We start from the raw sequence: 17648 nt of genomic DNA on the forward strand, positions 1-17648 counted from the left end.
AAATCTTACCGTCTCTATAGCACCCAAGCCAATATTCAGGTACAATCCGCCAATTAACTTATCCGTAAAAATTGCAACAGAGAATGCCTTTTAGATGAAAAATATTCGTAACTTTTCCATTATTGCCCATATCGACCACGGAAAATCGACGTTGTCCGACCGCTTGATTCAAACTTGCGGCGGGTTGAGCGCACGCGAAATGGCGGAACAGGTACTGGATTCGATGGATCTGGAGCGTGAACGCGGGATCACGATTAAAGCGCAAAGCGTTACCCTGAATTATAAGGCCAAAGACGGCGAAACCTATCAATTGAATTTTATCGATACACCGGGACATGTCGACTTCTCTTATGAAGTTTCCCGTTCACTGGCGGCTTGCGAAGGGGCATTGCTGGTGGTTGATGCCGGTCAGGGCGTGGAAGCGCAAACCTTGGCAAACTGCTATACCGCACTTGACATGGATCTGAACGTCGTGCCGATTCTAAACAAAATCGACTTGCCTGCCGCCGATCCGGAACGGGTTGCGGAAGAGATCGAAGATATTGTCGGCATCGAAGCCGCCGATGCGGTGCGCTGTTCGGCGAAAACCGGCGAGGGCATTGAAGATGTGCTGGAAGAAATCGTCAGAGAAATTCCACCGCCGGAAGGCGATCCCGATGCGCCGTTGCAAGCGCTGATTATCGACTCGTGGTTCGATAATTATCTCGGTGTGGTCTCACTGGTTCGGATAAAAAACGGGACATTAAAGAAAAACGACAAAATCAAAGTGATGAGTACCGGCATCTCTTACGGGGTTGATCGTTTGGGGATTTTCACCCCGAAACAAGTAGACACCACCGAACTGAAGTGCGGAGAAGTGGGCTGGATTGTATGCGGCATCAAAGATATTTTAGGGGCGCCGGTCGGTGATACCTTGACTTTACAACACAAATCCGCCGATCAGCCGCTGCCCGGCTTTAAAAAAGTGAAACCGCAAGTGTATGCCGGACTGTTCCCGATCAGCTCCGACGATTACGAAGCCTTTCGCGATGCGTTGGGCAAACTAAGCCTGAATGACGCCTCATTGTTCTACGAACCGGAAAACTCAACCGCACTTGGCTTCGGTTTCCGCTGTGGTTTCCTCGGTCTGTTGCATATGGAAATTATCCAAGAGCGGTTGGAACGGGAATATGATCTGGATTTGATCACCACCGCACCGACCGTGGTTTATGAAGTGGAACTGACCGACGGCACAACCGAACACGTCGACAGCCCGGCAAAATTGCCGCCGTTGAACAATATCAGTGAAATCCGCGAACCGATTGCAGAATGCAATATGCTGTTGCCGCAGCAGTATTTGGGCAATGTCATTACCCTGTGCGTGGAAAAACGCGGCGTGCAGACCAATATGGTCTATCACGGCAATCAGGTCGCACTGACCTATGAAATTCCGCTCGGCGAAGTGGTCTTGGATTTCTTCGATCGCCTGAAATCCACCTCACGCGGTTATGCCTCGCTGGATTACAGCTTCAAACGTTTTCAAGCGGCAAATATGGTGCGGGTCGATATTATGATCAACGCCGAACGGGTTGATGCCTTGGCGTTAATCGTGCATAAAGACAATGCGCCATATCGTGGACGTGAATTAGTGGAAAAAATGAAAGAGCTGATTCCGCGCCAACAATTCGATATTGCGATTCAGGCGGCGATCGGTAACCATATCATTGCCCGCTCGACCGTGAAACAACTGCGTAAAAACGTATTGGCAAAATGTTACGGCGGTGATGTCAGCCGTAAGAAAAAACTGTTGCAGAAACAAAAAGAGGGTAAAAAACGCATGAAATCATTGGGTAACGTTGAAGTGCCGCAAGAAGCGTTTTTGGCTATTCTGCATGTCGGTAAAGACAAATAAGGAAAATTCATGTCAAAATTCTTTCTTCCGATTCTTCTGGTCTGTGGATATGTCTTGTGGAAAGTGCTGGATCATCTGGCACTGCCGAACACCTTTTCCATCCTATTGATCATCTTCACCCTGATTGCCGGTGCAAGCTGGTGTTATAACCGCTTTGCCGTCGAACCGAAACGCCAACGTCAGATCGCCCGTCTTGAACAACGCAGCGGCAAAACACTGAGCGAACAAGAGCGAGCGCAAGTCGAGCCGATTTCCGAAGGCAGTGAATTTGTCGCCTCGCTGTTTCCGGTATTGGCTATCGTGCTGTTGGTAAGATCGTTTCTGTTCGAACCGTTTCAAATTCCATCAGGCTCAATGGAGCCGAGCTTGCGGATTGGCGATTTCGTGATTGTGGAAAAATATGCCTACGGGATCAAAGATCCGATTTTGCAAAATACCCTGATTCCTATCGGCGAACCGAAACGCGGTGATGTGGTGGTTTTCAAAGCGCCGCCGCAACCGACGATTGACTATATTAAACGTGTAGTCGGACTGCCGGGCGACCATATTAAATACGATCAGGCGAACGGCACGCTCACCGTTACCCCGGCAAAGTGCGGTCAGGCGGTATGTGAGCCGGAAGTCTATCAATACAGCGATGCCAAACCGAATCCGGACTACTTTTATCATGGCAATGCACAAATTGAAATGACGGAAAAAGGGGCAACGACACATCAGATCCTGCTTAATCCGGTACGCTTTTATTATGATGCGGCTTACTACAAACAGGCCGGGAATCCGCCTGGCGAATGGACCGTACCTGCCGGCGAATACTTTATGATGGGCGATAATCGCGACAACAGCGACGACAGCCGTTTTTGGGGCTTTGTACCGGAAAAAGCGTTGGTCGGCAAGGCCAGCTGGATTTGGTTGAGTCTGGATAAAAAAGCCAACCAATGGCCGACCGGAATCCGCACCGAACGCCTGTTTACGGCTATTCAGTAAGGCGACACCATGCAGAATCTGGACAGATTACAACGTAAAATCGGCTATCAATTCCAAAATATTACTTTGCTGAAACAGGCATTGACACACCGCAGCGCCGACAGCAAACATAACGAACGGCTGGAATTTCTCGGCGATTCGATTTTGAATTTTATTATCGGCGAAGCATTGTTCAAACAATTCGACAATGTCGACGAAGGCGATCTCAGCCGAATGCGCGCCACCTTGGTTCGGGAAAAAACGCTGGCGATTCTTGCGCGTCAATTCGAACTGGGGGATTATCTGCGACTGGGGCAGGGCGAGTTGAAAAGCGGCGGTTATCGGCGCGATTCGATTCTGTCCGACGGCGTGGAAGCGATTATCGGTGCGATGTATCTGGATAGCGGTTTGGAAAATATTATGCCGATTGTGCGTCTGTGGTATAAATCCTTCCTTGCCGAAATCAAACCGGGCGATAACCAAAAAGATCCGAAAACCCGCTTGCAGGAATATCTGCAAGGCAACCGCCAGCCGTTACCCGAATACGACGTGATCGATATTCAAGGCGAAGCACATAAACAAACCTTTAAAGTCGCCTGCCGTGTCAGCAGTCTGGATAAAACCGTTATCGGTCAGGGACAAAGCCGTCGCAAAGCCGAACAAGCCGCCGCAGAAGCCATTCTGCAACAGCTCAACCTTACTCAAACTCCATAAGGCGATAACATGACTGATTCTACTCTTGTCGACAACACTCCTGAAACCTACTGCGGCTTTATCGCCATTGTCGGTCGCCCGAATGTCGGCAAATCCACCTTGCTGAATAAACTGCTGGGGCAAAAAATTTCAATCACCTCACGCAAAGCGCAAACCACCCGTCACCGCATTGTCGGCATTGATACCGAAGGAGCGTATCAGGCGATTTATGTCGATACGCCGGGATTACATATCGAAGAAAAACGGGCGATCAACCGCCTGATGAACAAAGCCGCCAGCAGTGCCATCGGTGATGTGGATTTGATTTTCTTCGTGGTGGACGGCACACACTGGAACGACGACGACGAAATGGTACTGAACAAACTACGTGCCGCCAAAGCGCCGGTGATTTTGGTTATTAACAAAATTGATCATGTTAAAAACAAAGACGAGATGTTGCCGTTTATCACCGAATTGAACCAACGCTTTGCATTTAAGGCGACCGTGCCGATTTCAGCCCAACGCGGCAACAATGTTCATCAATTGAAAAAAATCGTACAAAATTCCCTGCGTCCCGGCATTCACCATTTTCCGGAAGATTACATCACCGACCGCTCACAACGCTTTATGGCGTCGGAAATCATTCGTGAAAAACTGATGCGCTTTATGGGCGAAGAGCTGCCGTATTCGGTGACGGTCGAAATCGAACAATTTAAAACCAACGAGCGCGGCACTTACGAAATCAACGGCTTGATTCTGGTTGAGCGTGAAGGGCAGAAAAAAATGGTCATCGGCCATCAAGGTCAAAAAATCAAAACCATCGGTATCGAAGCCCGTGCAGATATGGAAAAACTGTTTGAAAACAAAGTGCATCTGGAACTTTGGGTTAAAGTCAAATCCGGTTGGGCGGACGATGAACGCGCCCTGCGCAGCCTGGGTTATATCGACGAATAACCAAACCGCACTTTAAATACCAATTACCGCTGTAGTTGGTATTTTTTTATCCGTTTCTTTTCATCACCTAAGGTAACGCATTAAATATGAACAAACTGCTCTACTCCGTTGAAGACAAACCGCCTTTTTTATTAAGCCTGTTATTGGGCGCGCAACATCTGCTTGCTGCACTCGGTGGGATTATCGCCGTGCCGTTGGTCATCGGCAATGTACTGCAATTGCCGAGTCATGACACGATTATTCTGGTCAATGCCGCCCTATTGATTTCCGGTGTGGTCACGATGATTCAAAGTCAGGGTATCGGTCCGATCGGCATTCGCCTGCCGAGTGTGATGGGCACCAGCTTTACCTTTGTTGCCGCCGCATTGTCGATCGGTTTCAGTGAAGACGGTGTCGCCGGGATTTTAGGCGCATCGCTGGTCGGTTCGCTGGTGATGATCATCGGCAGTTTCTTTATGCCGACCATTCGCAAACTGTTTCCACCGATCGTCACCGGCACGGTCGTGATGATGATCGGCCTCAGCCTGATTCCGGTTGCCGTCGATTGGTTCGCCGGCGGACAGCGCGGTGACGCCGATTATGCCTCACCTGAAAATCTCGCTATGGCGTTGTTTGTGTTGACCATTGTGGTGATCTTGGTGCAATGGGGCAAAGGCATTTTTTCAGCCGCAGCGATTGTAATCGGTATGTTTGCCGGCTATTTGACCGCACTTTTGCTCGGCTGGATTGACTTCAGCGCTGTTCGTCAAGCCGATGGGTTCGCCTTGCCGCAACCGTTGCATTTCGGACTGACATTTCCACTTTCCGGTATTATCGGCATGAGCATCGCCTATCTGGTGACGATTGTCGAATCCAGCGGGAACTTTCTGGCGCTCGGTAATGCCACCCGAACCGAGATCAGCGGCAAGCACCTGCGTGGCGGTGTATTGTGTGACGGTTTGGGTTCGGCGCTGGCAGCCGTAATGTCGACAACGCCATTTTCATCGTTTTCACAAAATATCGGTGTCATTTCTCTGACCGGCGTTGCCAGCCGTTACGTGGTGACCATAACCGGCGCTTTGCTAGTCGTGGCCGGGCTTTTTCCGCTATTCGGGGCGTTGATTGTTTCCATTCCGTTACCGGTGCTGGGCGGGGCGGGCTTGATGATGTTTGCAATGATTATCGCCGCCGGGATTCAGATGTTGGATAAAGTGGAACGCAGCAAGCGCAACGGTTTAATTATTGCAATTTCAATCGGCTGCGGTTTAGCCGTGACCACCCGTCCGGAAATTCTGGACAAACTGCCCTCCTTCGTCAAAGAAATTTTCGGCTCCGGCATCACCGTCGGATCATTGCTGGCACTGACCCTGAATTTGGTGCTACCGCATGAAAAATCGGAAAAAACAGAATAAACTCACCTGAATCTAAACCTCGCCGTCGGCTTCTACCGATGGCGAGTTGTTTTATGTTATCGCTATTGTTATTTCGCCTTGCGGCGACTTGCTTTTCTTTGTTTCGCCAAAGAAAGAAAAACGCCCTGATAAAGTGCTAATCTTTGCAACAGGCAGTTCATCAGGGACCCCGAAAAACATAACCCAAAGTATGAGATTCTAAACCGCACTTTGGATATAAATCTTAATAAGAAATTTGTAGTTTAGTGAAAATGCGCTATATTCTTCGCCGCCAAAGTCCTGTAGAATGTTCCCCCCTTAATCAACGTGGTTCGTAACCCTCCCACGCAAAAAAACTAGGATAAATCATGTTACAAACAAAAAAAGCCTTGGTGATCTTCTCCGGCGGACAAGATTCCACCACCTGCCTGTTACAGGCCATTCACGACTACGGCAAAGAAAACGTCGAAGTCGTCACCTTTCAATACGGACAACGCCACGCCATCGAGCTGGAAAAGGCGCGCTGGATCGCACAAGATCTGGGCGTTAAGCAGACCCTGATCGATACTTCGGTCATCAAAGCCATCACCGGCAATGCGCTGATGGATCAAAGTGCGGTTATCGAACAAACCGATAACGATATGCCGAATACTTTTGTTGACGGACGTAATGCCCTGTTTTTGTTGTATGCGGCGATCTACGCCAAAGGGCAAGGCATTTCGGATATTATCACCGGCGTTTGCGAAACGGATTTCAGCGGCTATCCCGACTGCCGTGATGTCTTTATCAAATCCATGAACGTCACTCTCAATCTGGCGATGGATTATCCGTTCAATATTAAAACGCCGCTGATGTATCTGGACAAAAAACAGACTTGGGCATTAGCGGATCAACTAGGCGGTCTGGATTATGTCATGCGGCACACCCACACCTGCTATCTGGGCGTGGAAGGCGGCTGTCATCAATGCCCGAGCTGTAAACTGCGTGAAAAAGGGCTTAACGACTACTTGCAGCAAAAAGGACAACCGTATGTTTAAAATCAGCAAAGAATTCAGTTTCGATATGGCGCATATGCTCGACGGACACGACGGCAAATGTAAGAACCTGCACGGGCACACCTATAAATTACAAGTCGAACTTTGCGCACCGCTGCTGACCGATCCGGCAAAGTGCGGTATGGTGATGGATTACAGCGATTTGAAACGCATTGTCGACGACTTGATCCTAAAACCGATGGATCATGCGTTTATTTTCGATCAAAACAGCGAAAAAGAACGTAAAGTCGCCGATCTGCTGCAAACACTCGATTCCAAAGTGTTTGCCCTGCCCTATCGCACCACCGCCGAGCAGATGTCGCAATTTATTTTCCAGCGCCTACAACAGGCGGGCCTACCGGTTTCTGCGGTACGGCTATGGGAAACGCCGACCTCCTATTGTGAATACACGGATCCGGCATGACGGCAGAAATCGAGTATAACATTGTCGAAATCTTCGAAAGCTTGCAAGGCGAAGGGTTCAACACCGGAATGCCGAGTATTTTTATCCGTTTCGGCAAATGCAATCTTGCCTGCCCGTGGTGCGACACGAACTACAACCAATTCGAGCGTTGGACATTTAGTCGGATCTTACGACAAGTGCGGTCATATGGTGCCAAAAACATCATCATCACCGGCGGCGAACCGACTATTCAGCCCAAACTGGAGAGCTTACTCGATCGGCTCAAGGCTGACGGCTATTTTCTGGCAATCGAAACCAACGGCTTGAAAACGATTCCGCCACAAATCGATTACATTGCGACCAGCCCCAAACTGCTGTATCAGCACAAATACCGACAGCGCTGCATTCCGTCCGCCGATGAAGTGCGGATCGTCAATGACGGCGATATTCTGCCGTTTTGCGAACAGATCGAACGGCAAATTCAGGCGAAACACTATTACCTTTCGCCTTGCGAACAACAGGGTGAAATGAATCTGCTGGATACCGTCCGCAAACTGGGACAACTCAATCAACGGCTCAACGGCCGAAAATGGCAACTCAGCTTGCAGACGCATAAATTGCTCGGCATTGAATAATGTACGGTTGGCACAATCCGAAAATTATGGATAATAGTCTGCCTTAACCCAATTCAACCGCACTTTGAGGCAAACCGACTTATGCTACTGATCATCAACAACCATGACTCGTTCACCTATAATCTGGTCGATCTGTTACGCCGGATTGAGGGGCTGGAAATGGCGGTGTGCGATACGGAAAAGGTCGATTTGCAGCAGATCGGGCAATTCAGCCATCTTTTGATGTCGCCCGGCCCCGATGTGCCGCAGGCGTATCCGCAACTGTTTCAGATCTTGCGGCACTATCACCGGCAAAAATCCATTCTCGGCGTCTGTCTAGGGCATCAGACGTTGTGCCAATTCTTCGGCGGCACATTGTATAACCTGCCGCAGGTCAGGCACGGGCGAAGTGCGGTTTTAACCCGAACGGAAAACTCGTTACTGTTTAAAAACCTGCCGCAATCCTTTAAGATAGGGCTGTATCACTCTTGGGCGATCGATGCCGCCGCCCTGCCGACCTGCCTGCAAGCGATTGCGCAGGATCAAGCGGGAACGCTGATGGCAATGCAACACCGCACATTACCGATTTACGGGGTGCAATTCCACCCCGAATCATTTATGACCGAATACGGCGAACAGTTACTGCGTAACTGGCTGACAAGCTAACAAAGAGGCAAACTGTATGGCACGTTTTTTTTCACAATTATTGCTGTTCTTAAAGCTGTTTTGGCACCGTTTCAACCAAAACAAGCTGAATATGGCCGCCGGTTATTTAACCTACAGCACCATGCTGGCACTGGTTCCGCTGATGATGGTCGTGTTGGCTATTTTCTCCGCCTTTCCGGTTTTTGAGGAGGTCAGCGGTCAGATTCAACACCTGATTTTCAGTAATTTCGCACCGGAAACCGGGGGCGTGTTACAGCAATATCTCAATGAATTTGTGATGAATTCGACCAAAATGAGCGGGGTCGGGATTGTCGGTTTGATTGTGGTGGCGCTGATGTTAATCTCCTCGATTGATCATACCCTGAACGATATCTGGCCGAATACCAACGCCCGCACGCCGCTGTTTTCCTTTGCCGTTTATTGGATGATTCTGACGCTGGGACCGCTCTTTCTGGCGGTCAGCCTGATTATCAGCTCATATATTTTCTCAATTCAGTTTTTCAGCCATCAAACGGTGATGTCGCTCGGCACCAAACTGCTGAGTCTAGTGCCGTTTGTCCTCACTTGGCTGGCATTTACCTTGATTTATACAGTCGTGCCGAACACCAAAGTCAACTTGCGTTACGCCATGATCGGCGCACTGGTCGCCGCAATCTTTTTTACCTTGGGCAGACGGGCGTTCACGTGGTATATGACCATGTTTCCCTCTTACCAACTGATTTACGGCGCCTTGGCAACCCTACCGATTTTATTGCTGTGGATTCAGCTCAGCTGGACGTTTGTTCTGCTCGGAGCCCAGCTCACCGCCGTACTGGAAGATTTTCATCTGGTCAAACACGGTAATCTGGATTTACACAAGGAATATCAACAAAAACAGCAAAAATTTCACGGCGATCTGAAGCGTCTGATCAAAAAAATAGAAAACAGCACGCCCGCAAAGTCACAGGAATCACAACATGATAGCCCTAATTCAACGCGTTAAACACGCCTCAGTCAGTGTCGAAAACCAAATCGTCGGCGAGATCAAACACGGTTTACTGATATTGCTCGGCGTTGAAAAAGCCGATGACGAAACCAAAGCCTGCCGTTTACTGGAGAAAATCTTGGCGTACCGGATTTTTTCCGACGATGACGGCAAAATGAATTTAAACGTGAAACAAGCGAACGGAAGCGTTCTGGTGGTGTCTCAATTTACATTGACCGCAGATACCCGCAAAGGTTTGCGCCCGAGCTTCTCGCACGGCGCTTCGCCGCAACAGGCCGAACAGCTGTATAACTATTTCAGCCGACAATGCCGGCAGCAGATTAATACCGAAACCGGCATTTTTGCGGCGGATATGCAGGTCAACCTGACCAACGACGGGCCGGTGACATTCTGGTTACAAAGCTAAACAAAAGGAAACGACAACATGAAACATCATCTGCTAAAAACCCTCTTCGGCGGCAGTATTCTACTGTTAGCGACCGCACTTCCGCTACAAGCCGCCGAACAACAAGATAACGAGCCGCAACGCATCAATTTCAGCGTGCAGTCCGCCCGCCAAGTTGAACGCGATACCATGCAGGTGGTGCTGTATGCGCAAGAATCGGGCAAAAATCTGAAAGCGATTAATGCCTCGCTTACCCAAAAGCTGAATCTGGCGGTGGACGAGGCGAAAAAACGCAATATTCAAACCGGTATGACCAACCGCCGTACCAATATTAGCTATGACAAACAAGGCAAACCGAACGGCTGGATTGATCATGTTGAAATCGCACTGGAGAGCAACGATTTTACCGCACTTTCCGAACTGATTACCGCCACCGGCGGTCAGCTGGCGGTACAAAATATTCGTTTTACCGTTTCCGATGAGAAAAAACAGAGTCTGGAAAAAGCGCTGACCGAAGAGGTGTTACAGGCATTCAAACAAAAAGCCGAGCTGATCGGTCGGAACTTATCCGCCAAAGGCTATCGGATTTCCAATCTGGATATCGGCAGCCCGACCGATGTCGGCGCCGACAGCCCGCCGGTGTATTATGAGCGCCAGCTGTCATTCTCTTCCGCAGAGACACCACCGAGCATGATGGAAGTACAAAGCGGCATGGCGGACTTGAAAATCCAACTAAATGCCACCATAAACCTGATTAACGAATAACGTTAGTTAACTTACGGGCAGGATTTGCGTATAATCCTGCTTTCGATTCATTTTATCCATTAATTTAAGGCGGAGTAGCCGATGAAAGCAGCAAAAAACGTAGTGGTCAGCATTGCATATCAAGTTCGCACCGAAGACGGCGTATTGGTCGATGAAGCCCCGGTAAATCAACCGTTGGAATATCTTCAAGGACACAATAATCTGGTTATCGGTCTGGAAAACGCCATCGAAGGGCGTGAAGTCGGTGAAAAGTTTGATGTGCGGGTCAAACCGGAAGAAGGTTACGGCGAATACAACGACAATATGGTACAACGTGTACCGAAAGATGTCTTTGTCGGCGTTGACGAGCTGACCGTTGGTATGCGTTTTATCGCCGATACCGATATCGGCCCGCTGCCGGTCGTGATCACCGAGGTCGGAGACGATTATGTCGTGGTGGACGGCAACCATATGCTGGCAGGGCAAGAGCTGCTGTTTAATGTTGAAATCATCGCCACCCGCGAAGCCACGCTGGAAGAGATTTCCCACGGTCATATTCATGCGGAAGGCGGCTGTTGCGGCGGTCATGACAGCGATGAAGCCGGCCACGGCTGTGGCTGCGGACATCACCATGAACACGATCATCACGGACATGATCACCACCACGGTCATGAAGGCTGTTGCGGCGGCAAACATAAACATTGATTTTTGATTTCTCACCGACCAAATACCATATCGGGCATGCAAATGTCCGATATTTTTTTATCATGACTGTTCTTGCGGCTGCAGGCGATAGACGAAAAGTGCGGTTAAAATCAAAAAACAACCCAGCGCTTTTTGCCAAGTAATCACTTCCGACAGTAATGCTACGCCGAGCAGCAACGCCCATACCGGTTCCAAAATCATAATAATTGCGGCATTGGTGATTTGACTGCGGCGCTGACCTATTGCTTGTAACAGATAGCGAAAGCCGGTCGCTAAAAAAATATTGGCGGCAACCCAGCCCCACGCTGCGCCGGAGACGGTTTGCGGCCAAGTTTCAAAGCCCAGCGAAAATACGCCGCAGGAAAGCCCTGCCATCGCCAATTGAATGGTGGCTAACGATAACGCCGGTACGGATTTGGAAAATTGATTATTTAAGACGAAAAAAGTTGCCAACATTAATGACGAAAGGAGAAACAACCCGTTACCCTGAGAAAAAGCCAATCCTGTTTCCGATGCCAATAAGAACAGCCCGCCGCCCGCCAGCGGCAAACAAAACCAAAACATGTACTGAAGGCGGTGTCGGAAAAGCGTCCAAGAAATCAGTGGCGCAAGCAACATAGATAAACTGACGATAAAAGCGCCTTCGCCTATATTTTCCGCATGGTTCATGCCTTGTACCCATAAAAACTGAAATAAGCTGAAACAGATACCGACAGTCAGTGCATTTTTCAATTGCACGTTGGACAGATGCTTCAATTGGGGGCAAGCAAACGGCAGAAACAGTAATGCAGCGATAAAAAACCGCACGCCGATAAACCCCGCCGGCGGCAGTTCCAACAAGGCGTATTTAGAAAACAGCCAACTTAAAGCGGCTAACATCGTCACCATTAACAGCATCCATTCGCCATAATACGTTTTCATGTTATTGTCGCCCTTTGCGTCTGTTATGTTTGCGCCATAGCAACAACCGATAACGCAGCTGCGGTTGCAGACGGTAAGCAAAAAGTGCAGTCAGGATTAACCCGCACCCCAAGGCTTTTTGCCAAGTAATGATTTCGCCCAGCAGACTGACACTCAATAACAGTGTCCAGACCGGTTCCAGCACCATAATAATCGCCGCATTGGTAATTTGACTGTGCTTCTGTCCAATCGCCTGCAACAAAAAACGAAAACCGGTCGCAATCAGCACACTGGCGGCAACCCAACCCCATGTTGCGCGTGAAACAGGCATTGTCCATGTTTCGAACAGCAATGAAAAAAGCCCGCAAAACAGCCCGACCATCAATAATTGAATCGTGGTCAACGACAATGCCGGAATCGACTTGGAAAACTGATTGTTCAGCACGAAAGAGGTTGCCGCCACCAGTGACGACAATAAAAACAGGGTATTACCCAACGAGAGATGCAAGCCGCTGCCTGATGCCAGCAAAAACAGCCCGCCGCCCGCCAAAGGCAGGCAAAACCAAAACATTCGCTGCGGACGATGGCGGAAAATCAGCCACGACACCAACGGCGCAAGCAACATCGACAGGCTGACGATAAACGCCCCTTCGCCCATATTTTCAGTGTAGCTCATTCCCTGCACCCACAAAAACAGGTTCAGGCTAAAAGCCAAACCGACAGTGACCGCACTTTTCAGCTGTTCGCGTGAAAGGCGACGCAGCTGTGGGCAGGCAAACGGCAAAAACAACAATCCGGCCGCCAAAAAACGGACGCTGATAAACCCAGCCGGCGGCAACACCTGCAAGGCATATTTGGAAAATAGCCATCCCGATGCCGCCAAAAGGCTGACCAGCAACAAAATCAGTTCGCCACGATATTTATACACGTTTTTCAACCTGTTATTGTCCGTTATTCGTTCAGTATAATCCATTCTACGGCTTGTGACAGCACGGCAACAGCGATTTAGGCTAAATTTCTGATTGCTCATCTCGATTTGATCGGTAAACTAAGCGGATTAATCGATAGCGGAAACCCAATATGCAGAATTTACAACCGTTCCACACGTTTGCCCTGCCGGTACAGGCGCAAGCCATTGTGGAAATCCAATCCGATTCACAGCTGCTGCAAGTTTGGCAGGCTTATGCCGATCAAGCGAAATTATTACTCGGACAAGGCAGTAATGTCTTGTTTTTGGAGGATTTTAACGGCATCGTGCTGCTAAACCGAATAATCGGGATACATTACCGTGAAGACGGGCAGTTTCATTATCTACACGTCAACGGCGGCGAAAACTGGCATAATTTAGTGACCTTTTGTGTGGAACAAGGCTATAACGGGCTGGAAAATCTGGCGCTGATTCCCGGCTGTGCCGGCACGGCGCCGATTCAAAATATCGGTGCTTACGGCGTTGAATTTCAAGACGTATGCGACTATGTCGACGTACTGGATCTCAAGTGCGGTCAGCTGACACGACTGACGGCGGAACAGTGTGCTTTCGGCTATCGCGACAGTATTTTCAAACATCAATACCGCGACCATTACGCCATTGTCGCCGTCGGTTTGAAACTGGCTAGGCATTGGCAGCCGCAACTGCAATACGGCTCCCTCGCCGCCCTTGATCCGCAAACCGTCACCGCTCAACAGATTTATAACGAAGTTTGCCGTGTGCGGCGCAGCAAACTGCCCGACCCGGGCAACATCGGCAATGCCGGCAGTTTCTTTAAAAATCCGGTTGTCGATCAAGCGCATTATCAACGACTCATCAGCCAATATCCGACCATGCCCGCTTTTCCGCAGCCGGACGGTTCGGTCAAACTGGCGGCAGGCTGGTTAATCGACCGCTGCGGATTGAAAGGTTGTCAAATCGGCGGCGCCGCGGTACATCGGCAACAGGCATTGGTGCTAATCAATCAAGAGCAGGCTACGCCGCAAGATGTGGTGGCGCTTGCCCGCCATGTTCGTCTACAAGTGCTGCAGCGCTTTAACGTTGCGCTGCAACCCGAAGTGCGGTTTTTTAATGCCGACGGCGAAATCGACAGTGAACAGGCGATCAGTTGAAGCATGAATACCGCCCTCCTCGAATCCGTTTTGGTGTCGCTGGCTGACGGGAAACCGCACTTGTTGCCGCCGATGTCGGCACAACAACGCAGCGAAATCCTACAACAGTTGCTTGCTTGGGGATTAACGCCCAAACGGCTGGAAAATCAGATTTATCAACTCGAACAGCCGTTAAATCTGCTCGATCAAGCCGTTATAAACCGCACTTTGCATTACGGCAAAGCCGTGGTTTTCCGTTGTATTGATTCAACCAACGAATTTTTGTTGCAAAACAAATCCCTGCCGTCAGGCACGATTTGCACCGCCGAAATGCAAACCGCAGGGCGCGGACGGCGTGGGCGGCAGTGGCAATCACCGTTTGCGCAGAACCTCTACTTCTCGCTGTTATGGCATTTCCAAATGCAGGCGAATCAATTACAGGCGCTCAGTCTGGTGGTCGGTATTTGTCTGGCGGATACGCTGGCCGAATTGGGCGTGGAGAATATCAGCATCAAATGGCCGAACGATATTTACCTCAACGGACGCAAACTCGGCGGCATTTTAATCGAAAGCCGACGTTTCGAACGACAAAAACAGGAGATGGTAATCGGTATCGGTTTAAATCTGGCTATGCAGCAAAACGCAGCCGCACAGATCGATCAGGCGTGGGCGAATCTCAACGAAAGTGCGGTTCGGGCGGAACGCAACCAACTGGTGGCGACACTGGCAAACAATCTTCAACATATGCTGCTGCAAGTAGAACAGCATAGCGTAACGCCCTATTTATTACGCTGGCAGCAATACGATCATTTTTATCAAAAACCGGTTAAGTTGTTATTACAACAACACACCATACAGGGAATCTGTCGCGGTATCGACACCGACAGCGGCGAATTATTGCTGCAAACGGCAGACGGCACCCTGCAACGCTTTAACGTCGGCGAAATTTCGGTACGTCCGCTAACCCCGTAACACCGTGATATGACACAAGGATTATTTTATGAATTTTCAACAAAATCTGGCTGCTATGCCGAATATAGACCATTTGAGCGGTCTGAATGTCTTAAATCAGCAAGATGAAATCGTACACCATATTCCCGCCGTGGCCGGAAAACTGGGATCACTGCGGCTATACAATGCATTGTCAGAACAATTTCAACAGCAATTGACTGCGCAAGCCGCCCGACAAGGCTTATTGTGGTTTGCCGAACACGTTGCCGATGCCGAAAATAATCCCGGCAAACACCCGAATATCGATCTGCTGTGCGATGTGATTACTCATAACCGTCATCTCATTTTACACCCGCTAAGCCGGTAACAAGGTTAATTTTTCACAAAAAAACTCATTTTTATTAAGATTAATATAATCAAATAGACAAAAACAAGAAAATAACGTAATAAATGGCTTTAATTATTGGATAGTCATTCGCTTTATGTTTGAATAATTTTATGCAGCACATTCCTCGGAGGTTTTTTTATGCAGGATATCCAACTCTTTTTTAATTCGCTCAGTAATTATGTCTGGGGCCCTTATATGCTGGCATTGCTGGTCGGCACCGGGATTTATCTCAGTTTGCGCCTGATTTTTTTACAATTCAGGCTACTGCCTTTTGCCTTGAAGCAGGCATTTACCCCACACCCGAAAAAAGAGGACGGCAGTGATCACCATGGCGATATTTCCCATTTCGGCGCACTGATGACCGCACTTTCCGCCACTATCGGCACCGGTAACATCGCCGGGGTTGCCACTGCGGTGGTCAGCGGCGGGCCGGGAGCGGTCTTCTGGATGTGGATCACCGCCATTTTCGGCATGGCGACCAAATACGGCGAGGGCGTATTGGCAGTCAAATACCGCATCGTAAACGATAAAGGGGAGATGTCCGGCGGCCCGATGTATTACATTGAGCGCGGTATGAAACTCAAATGGCTGGCATTACTGTTTGCGCTGTTCGGCACCATTGCTTCTTTCGGCATCGGCAGCTCGGTACAATCCAACTCGGTTGCCAATGCGATTCATACCTCTTTCGGTATCGATACCACGACCACCGGCGTTGCCTTGACGTTACTGACGGCGATTGTGGTACTCGGCGGAATCAAAAGCATTGCCCGCGCCTCCTCGATTATCGTCCCGTTTATGGCCGTTTCTTATATTCTCGGCGGAGTGGCGATTATCGTGGTAAATGCCGATTTGTTCCTCCCAGCACTTTCCACCATTATTGATCACGCTTTCGGCGCCGATGCCGTCGGTGGTGCGATTTTAGGCAATGCGGTTCGCTACGGGGTCGCACGCGGGGTATTTTCCAATGAAGCCGGTATGGGTTCCGCCCCGATCGCCGCCGCCGCCGCCAAAACCGATCATCCGGTACGGCAGGCATTGGTCTCTATGACCGGGACATTCTTGGATACCATTATTGTTTGCAGTATTACCGGAATCGTGCTGGTGATGGGCGGATTGTATAACGACGGACAAACCGGCGCCGCCTTAACGACCCTGACGTTCAATAAAATGCTGCCGGGTCCCGGCGGCTGGATTGTGACTTTCGGCCTGATTTTCTTCGCCTATTCAACCATTTTAGGTTGGTGTTATTACGGTGAAAAATGCGCGACCTACCTGTTCGGCGATAAATACGTCAATCTTTACCGAATTGTCTATGTCGCCACCGTGATGGCCGGTGCAGTGCTGCAACTGGATTTAGTCTGGTCGGCAGCGGATGTGTTTAACGGTCTGATGGCGATTCCGAACTTGATTGCACTGTTGTTCCTCTCCGGTGTGATTGTGCGTGAAACCAAAGACTTTATCGAAAAACGCAAAAACGGCGAACTGCCTTAACGAAAAATAAAACAGCCCGATTGAGGTCAACCGGGCTGTTTTTCATCGATTATCAATATTCCCACGTCTTCGGATCGATGCCTAATTCCAGCATCAACGCTTTCGCCTCTTCGGGAATCTCGTCATCGCGATCTTTCATCAAATCATGATCGGTCGGGAGCGGTTGTCCGGTAAATGCGTGCAAAAACGCTTCGCATAATAACTCACTGTTGGTGGCATGGCGCAAATTTCGGATTTGGCGACGGGTACGTTCATTAGTCAAAATTTCCAAGACTTTGATCGGAATAGAAACCGTGATTTTTTTAACCTGCTCGCTTTTCTTGCCATGCTCCGCATAAGGGCTGATATATTTTCCGTCCCACTCCGCCATAATGAATCCTTTTAAAATCCCCATAAAAACTTTGGCTATTTTAACAAAAAACACAGAAATAA

Annotated in this window: 20 protein-coding genes and 1 riboswitch; of the genes, 17 read left to right on the forward strand and 3 right to left on the reverse strand. The window is 49.3% G+C overall.

The genetic code is table 11. The annotated features are described in order from the left end of the window. Nucleotides 1-94: 94 nt before the first annotated feature. The 13 genes from lepA to slyD all read left to right on the forward strand — a co-directional run bounded on the left by lepA (nt 95) and on the right by slyD (nt 11407). Nucleotides 95-1891, forward strand: a complete 1797-nt coding sequence (lepA, locus tag OA57_RS06580; protein ID WP_034615177.1) for a translation elongation factor 4 — start codon at nt 95-97, stop codon at nt 1889-1891. A 9-nt stretch (nt 1892-1900) separates the two neighbouring features. Further along, on the forward strand, nt 1901-2875 hold the full coding sequence (gene lepB / locus OA57_RS06585; protein ID WP_034615182.1) for a signal peptidase I: 975 nt from the start codon (nt 1901-1903) through the stop codon (nt 2873-2875). 9 nt (nt 2876-2884) lie between these two features. Next, complete coding sequence (gene rnc, locus OA57_RS06590; RefSeq protein WP_034615186.1) at nt 2885-3568, forward strand: ribonuclease III; 684 nt, start codon at nt 2885-2887, stop codon at nt 3566-3568. 9 nt (nt 3569-3577) lie between these two features. Beyond that, entirely contained in the window at nt 3578-4501 is a 924-nt protein-coding gene (gene era / locus OA57_RS06595) for a GTPase Era (protein WP_034615189.1), read from the forward strand. An 86-nt stretch (nt 4502-4587) separates the two neighbouring features. Continuing rightward, a complete protein-coding gene (locus OA57_RS06600) occupies nt 4588-5892 on the forward strand; it encodes a nucleobase:cation symporter-2 family protein (protein ID WP_034615205.1) in 1305 nt (434 codons plus the stop codon). Nucleotides 5893-6192: 300 nt separating this feature from the next. Continuing rightward, nucleotides 6193-6237: riboswitch (PreQ1 riboswitch) on the forward strand. Between the two features lie 2 nt (nt 6238-6239). Then, entirely contained in the window at nt 6240-6908 is a 669-nt protein-coding gene (queC, locus tag OA57_RS06605) for a 7-cyano-7-deazaguanine synthase QueC (protein ID WP_034615208.1), read from the forward strand. Beyond that, nucleotides 6901-7329 (forward strand): 6-carboxytetrahydropterin synthase QueD, encoded by a 429-nt coding sequence (queD, locus tag OA57_RS06610; RefSeq protein ID WP_034615211.1) that lies wholly within the window; start codon nt 6901-6903, stop codon nt 7327-7329. Before queC ends, queD begins: the two co-directional genes overlap by 8 nt. Next, the gene (locus OA57_RS06615) at nt 7326-7943 is read left to right on the forward strand and encodes a 7-carboxy-7-deazaguanine synthase QueE (protein ID WP_034615214.1); all 618 of its coding nucleotides are present in this window, start codon (nt 7326-7328) and stop codon (nt 7941-7943) included. The genes queD and OA57_RS06615 overlap by 4 nt, the downstream gene beginning before the upstream one ends. Nucleotides 7944-8024: 81 nt before the next feature. Then, nucleotides 8025-8588: an anthranilate synthase component II gene (locus tag OA57_RS06620; protein ID WP_034615217.1), complete on the forward strand. Its 564-nt coding sequence runs from the start codon at nt 8025-8027 to the stop codon at nt 8586-8588. 16 nt (nt 8589-8604) lie between these two features. Further along, nucleotides 8605-9570 (forward strand): virulence factor BrkB family protein, encoded by a 966-nt coding sequence (locus OA57_RS06625; protein ID WP_034615220.1) that lies wholly within the window; start codon nt 8605-8607, stop codon nt 9568-9570. Further along, nucleotides 9545-9979 carry a D-aminoacyl-tRNA deacylase gene (dtd, locus tag OA57_RS06630; RefSeq protein ID WP_034615224.1) on the forward strand — a complete coding sequence of 145 codons (435 nt, stop codon included), beginning with the start codon at nt 9545-9547 and terminating at the stop codon, nt 9977-9979. The genes OA57_RS06625 and dtd overlap by 26 nt, the downstream gene beginning before the upstream one ends. An 18-nt stretch (nt 9980-9997) precedes the next feature. Beyond that, nucleotides 9998-10723 (forward strand): SIMPL domain-containing protein, encoded by a 726-nt coding sequence (locus tag OA57_RS06635; protein ID WP_034615227.1) that lies wholly within the window; start codon nt 9998-10000, stop codon nt 10721-10723. An 81-nt stretch (nt 10724-10804) separates the two neighbouring features. Next, on the forward strand, nt 10805-11407 hold the full coding sequence (gene slyD, locus OA57_RS06640; protein ID WP_034615230.1) for a peptidylprolyl isomerase: 603 nt from the start codon (nt 10805-10807) through the stop codon (nt 11405-11407). A 60-nt stretch (nt 11408-11467) separates the two neighbouring features. Here slyD and OA57_RS06645 read toward each other — a convergent pair whose 3' ends face one another. After that, on the reverse strand, nt 11468-12328 hold the full coding sequence (locus tag OA57_RS06645) for a DMT family transporter (protein ID WP_034615231.1): 861 nt from the start codon (nt 12326-12328) through the stop codon (nt 11468-11470). Nucleotide 12329: 1 nt separating this feature from the next. Further along, entirely contained in the window at nt 12330-13280 is a 951-nt protein-coding gene (locus OA57_RS06650; RefSeq protein ID WP_052122405.1) for a DMT family transporter, read from the reverse strand. 107 nt (nt 13281-13387) lie between these two features. On the opposite strand from OA57_RS06650, the gene murB reads away from it, so the two are divergent. From murB to OA57_RS06670, 4 genes are all read left to right on the forward strand, one after another. Then, a complete protein-coding gene (gene murB / locus OA57_RS06655) occupies nt 13388-14407 on the forward strand; it encodes a UDP-N-acetylmuramate dehydrogenase (RefSeq protein WP_034615237.1) in 1020 nt (339 codons plus the stop codon). Nucleotides 14408-14410: 3 nt separating this feature from the next. Then, on the forward strand, nt 14411-15358 hold the full coding sequence (gene birA / locus OA57_RS06660; protein ID WP_034615240.1) for a bifunctional biotin--[acetyl-CoA-carboxylase] ligase/biotin operon repressor BirA: 948 nt from the start codon (nt 14411-14413) through the stop codon (nt 15356-15358). Nucleotides 15359-15386: 28 nt separating this feature from the next. Further along, nucleotides 15387-15704 (forward strand): DUF2322 family protein, encoded by a 318-nt coding sequence (locus OA57_RS06665; protein ID WP_034615243.1) that lies wholly within the window; start codon nt 15387-15389, stop codon nt 15702-15704. 159 nt (nt 15705-15863) lie between these two features. Continuing rightward, a complete protein-coding gene (locus OA57_RS06670; protein ID WP_034615246.1) occupies nt 15864-17216 on the forward strand; it encodes an alanine/glycine:cation symporter family protein in 1353 nt (450 codons plus the stop codon). A gap of 52 nt (nt 17217-17268) precedes the next feature. On the opposite strand, the gene metJ is transcribed toward OA57_RS06670, so the two are convergent. Further along, nucleotides 17269-17586: a met regulon transcriptional regulator MetJ gene (metJ, locus tag OA57_RS06675; protein WP_034615248.1), complete on the reverse strand. Its 318-nt coding sequence runs from the start codon at nt 17584-17586 to the stop codon at nt 17269-17271. Nucleotides 17587-17648 lie beyond the last annotated feature (62 nt).

The sequence above is a fragment of the Chelonobacter oris genome (assembly GCF_000772535.1).
In the GTDB taxonomy this organism is placed as follows: domain Bacteria; phylum Pseudomonadota; class Gammaproteobacteria; order Enterobacterales; family Pasteurellaceae; genus Chelonobacter; species Chelonobacter oris.

What these genes read in the sequence shown, in the direction of transcription:
- lepA (WP_034615177.1), top strand. Translation starts at nt 95, where the DNA reads ATGAAAAATATTCGTAACTTTTCCATTATTGCCCATATCGACCACGGA.
- lepB (WP_034615182.1), top strand. Translation starts at nt 1,901, where the DNA reads ATGTCAAAATTCTTTCTTCCGATTCTTCTGGTCTGTGGATATGTCTTG.
- rnc (WP_034615186.1), top strand. Translation starts at nt 2,885, where the DNA reads ATGCAGAATCTGGACAGATTACAACGTAAAATCGGCTATCAATTCCAA.
- era (WP_034615189.1), top strand. Translation starts at nt 3,578, where the DNA reads ATGACTGATTCTACTCTTGTCGACAACACTCCTGAAACCTACTGCGGC.
- OA57_RS06600 (WP_034615205.1), top strand. Translation starts at nt 4,588, where the DNA reads ATGAACAAACTGCTCTACTCCGTTGAAGACAAACCGCCTTTTTTATTA.
- queC (WP_034615208.1), top strand. Translation starts at nt 6,240, where the DNA reads ATGTTACAAACAAAAAAAGCCTTGGTGATCTTCTCCGGCGGACAAGAT.
- queD (WP_034615211.1), top strand. Translation starts at nt 6,901, where the DNA reads ATGTTTAAAATCAGCAAAGAATTCAGTTTCGATATGGCGCATATGCTC.
- OA57_RS06615 (WP_034615214.1), top strand. Translation starts at nt 7,326, where the DNA reads ATGACGGCAGAAATCGAGTATAACATTGTCGAAATCTTCGAAAGCTTG.
- OA57_RS06620 (WP_034615217.1), top strand. Translation starts at nt 8,025, where the DNA reads ATGCTACTGATCATCAACAACCATGACTCGTTCACCTATAATCTGGTC.
- OA57_RS06625 (WP_034615220.1), top strand. Translation starts at nt 8,605, where the DNA reads ATGGCACGTTTTTTTTCACAATTATTGCTGTTCTTAAAGCTGTTTTGG.
- dtd (WP_034615224.1), top strand. Translation starts at nt 9,545, where the DNA reads ATGATAGCCCTAATTCAACGCGTTAAACACGCCTCAGTCAGTGTCGAA.
- OA57_RS06635 (WP_034615227.1), top strand. Translation starts at nt 9,998, where the DNA reads ATGAAACATCATCTGCTAAAAACCCTCTTCGGCGGCAGTATTCTACTG.
- slyD (WP_034615230.1), top strand. Translation starts at nt 10,805, where the DNA reads ATGAAAGCAGCAAAAAACGTAGTGGTCAGCATTGCATATCAAGTTCGC.
- OA57_RS06645 (WP_034615231.1), bottom strand. Translation starts at nt 12,328, where the DNA reads ATGAAAACGTATTATGGCGAATGGATGCTGTTAATGGTGACGATGTTA.
- OA57_RS06650 (WP_052122405.1), bottom strand. Translation starts at nt 13,280, where the DNA reads ATGGATTATACTGAACGAATAACGGACAATAACAGGTTGAAAAACGTG.
- murB (WP_034615237.1), top strand. Translation starts at nt 13,388, where the DNA reads ATGCAGAATTTACAACCGTTCCACACGTTTGCCCTGCCGGTACAGGCG.
- birA (WP_034615240.1), top strand. Translation starts at nt 14,411, where the DNA reads ATGAATACCGCCCTCCTCGAATCCGTTTTGGTGTCGCTGGCTGACGGG.
- OA57_RS06665 (WP_034615243.1), top strand. Translation starts at nt 15,387, where the DNA reads ATGAATTTTCAACAAAATCTGGCTGCTATGCCGAATATAGACCATTTG.
- OA57_RS06670 (WP_034615246.1), top strand. Translation starts at nt 15,864, where the DNA reads ATGCAGGATATCCAACTCTTTTTTAATTCGCTCAGTAATTATGTCTGG.
- metJ (WP_034615248.1), bottom strand. Translation starts at nt 17,586, where the DNA reads ATGGCGGAGTGGGACGGAAAATATATCAGCCCTTATGCGGAGCATGGC.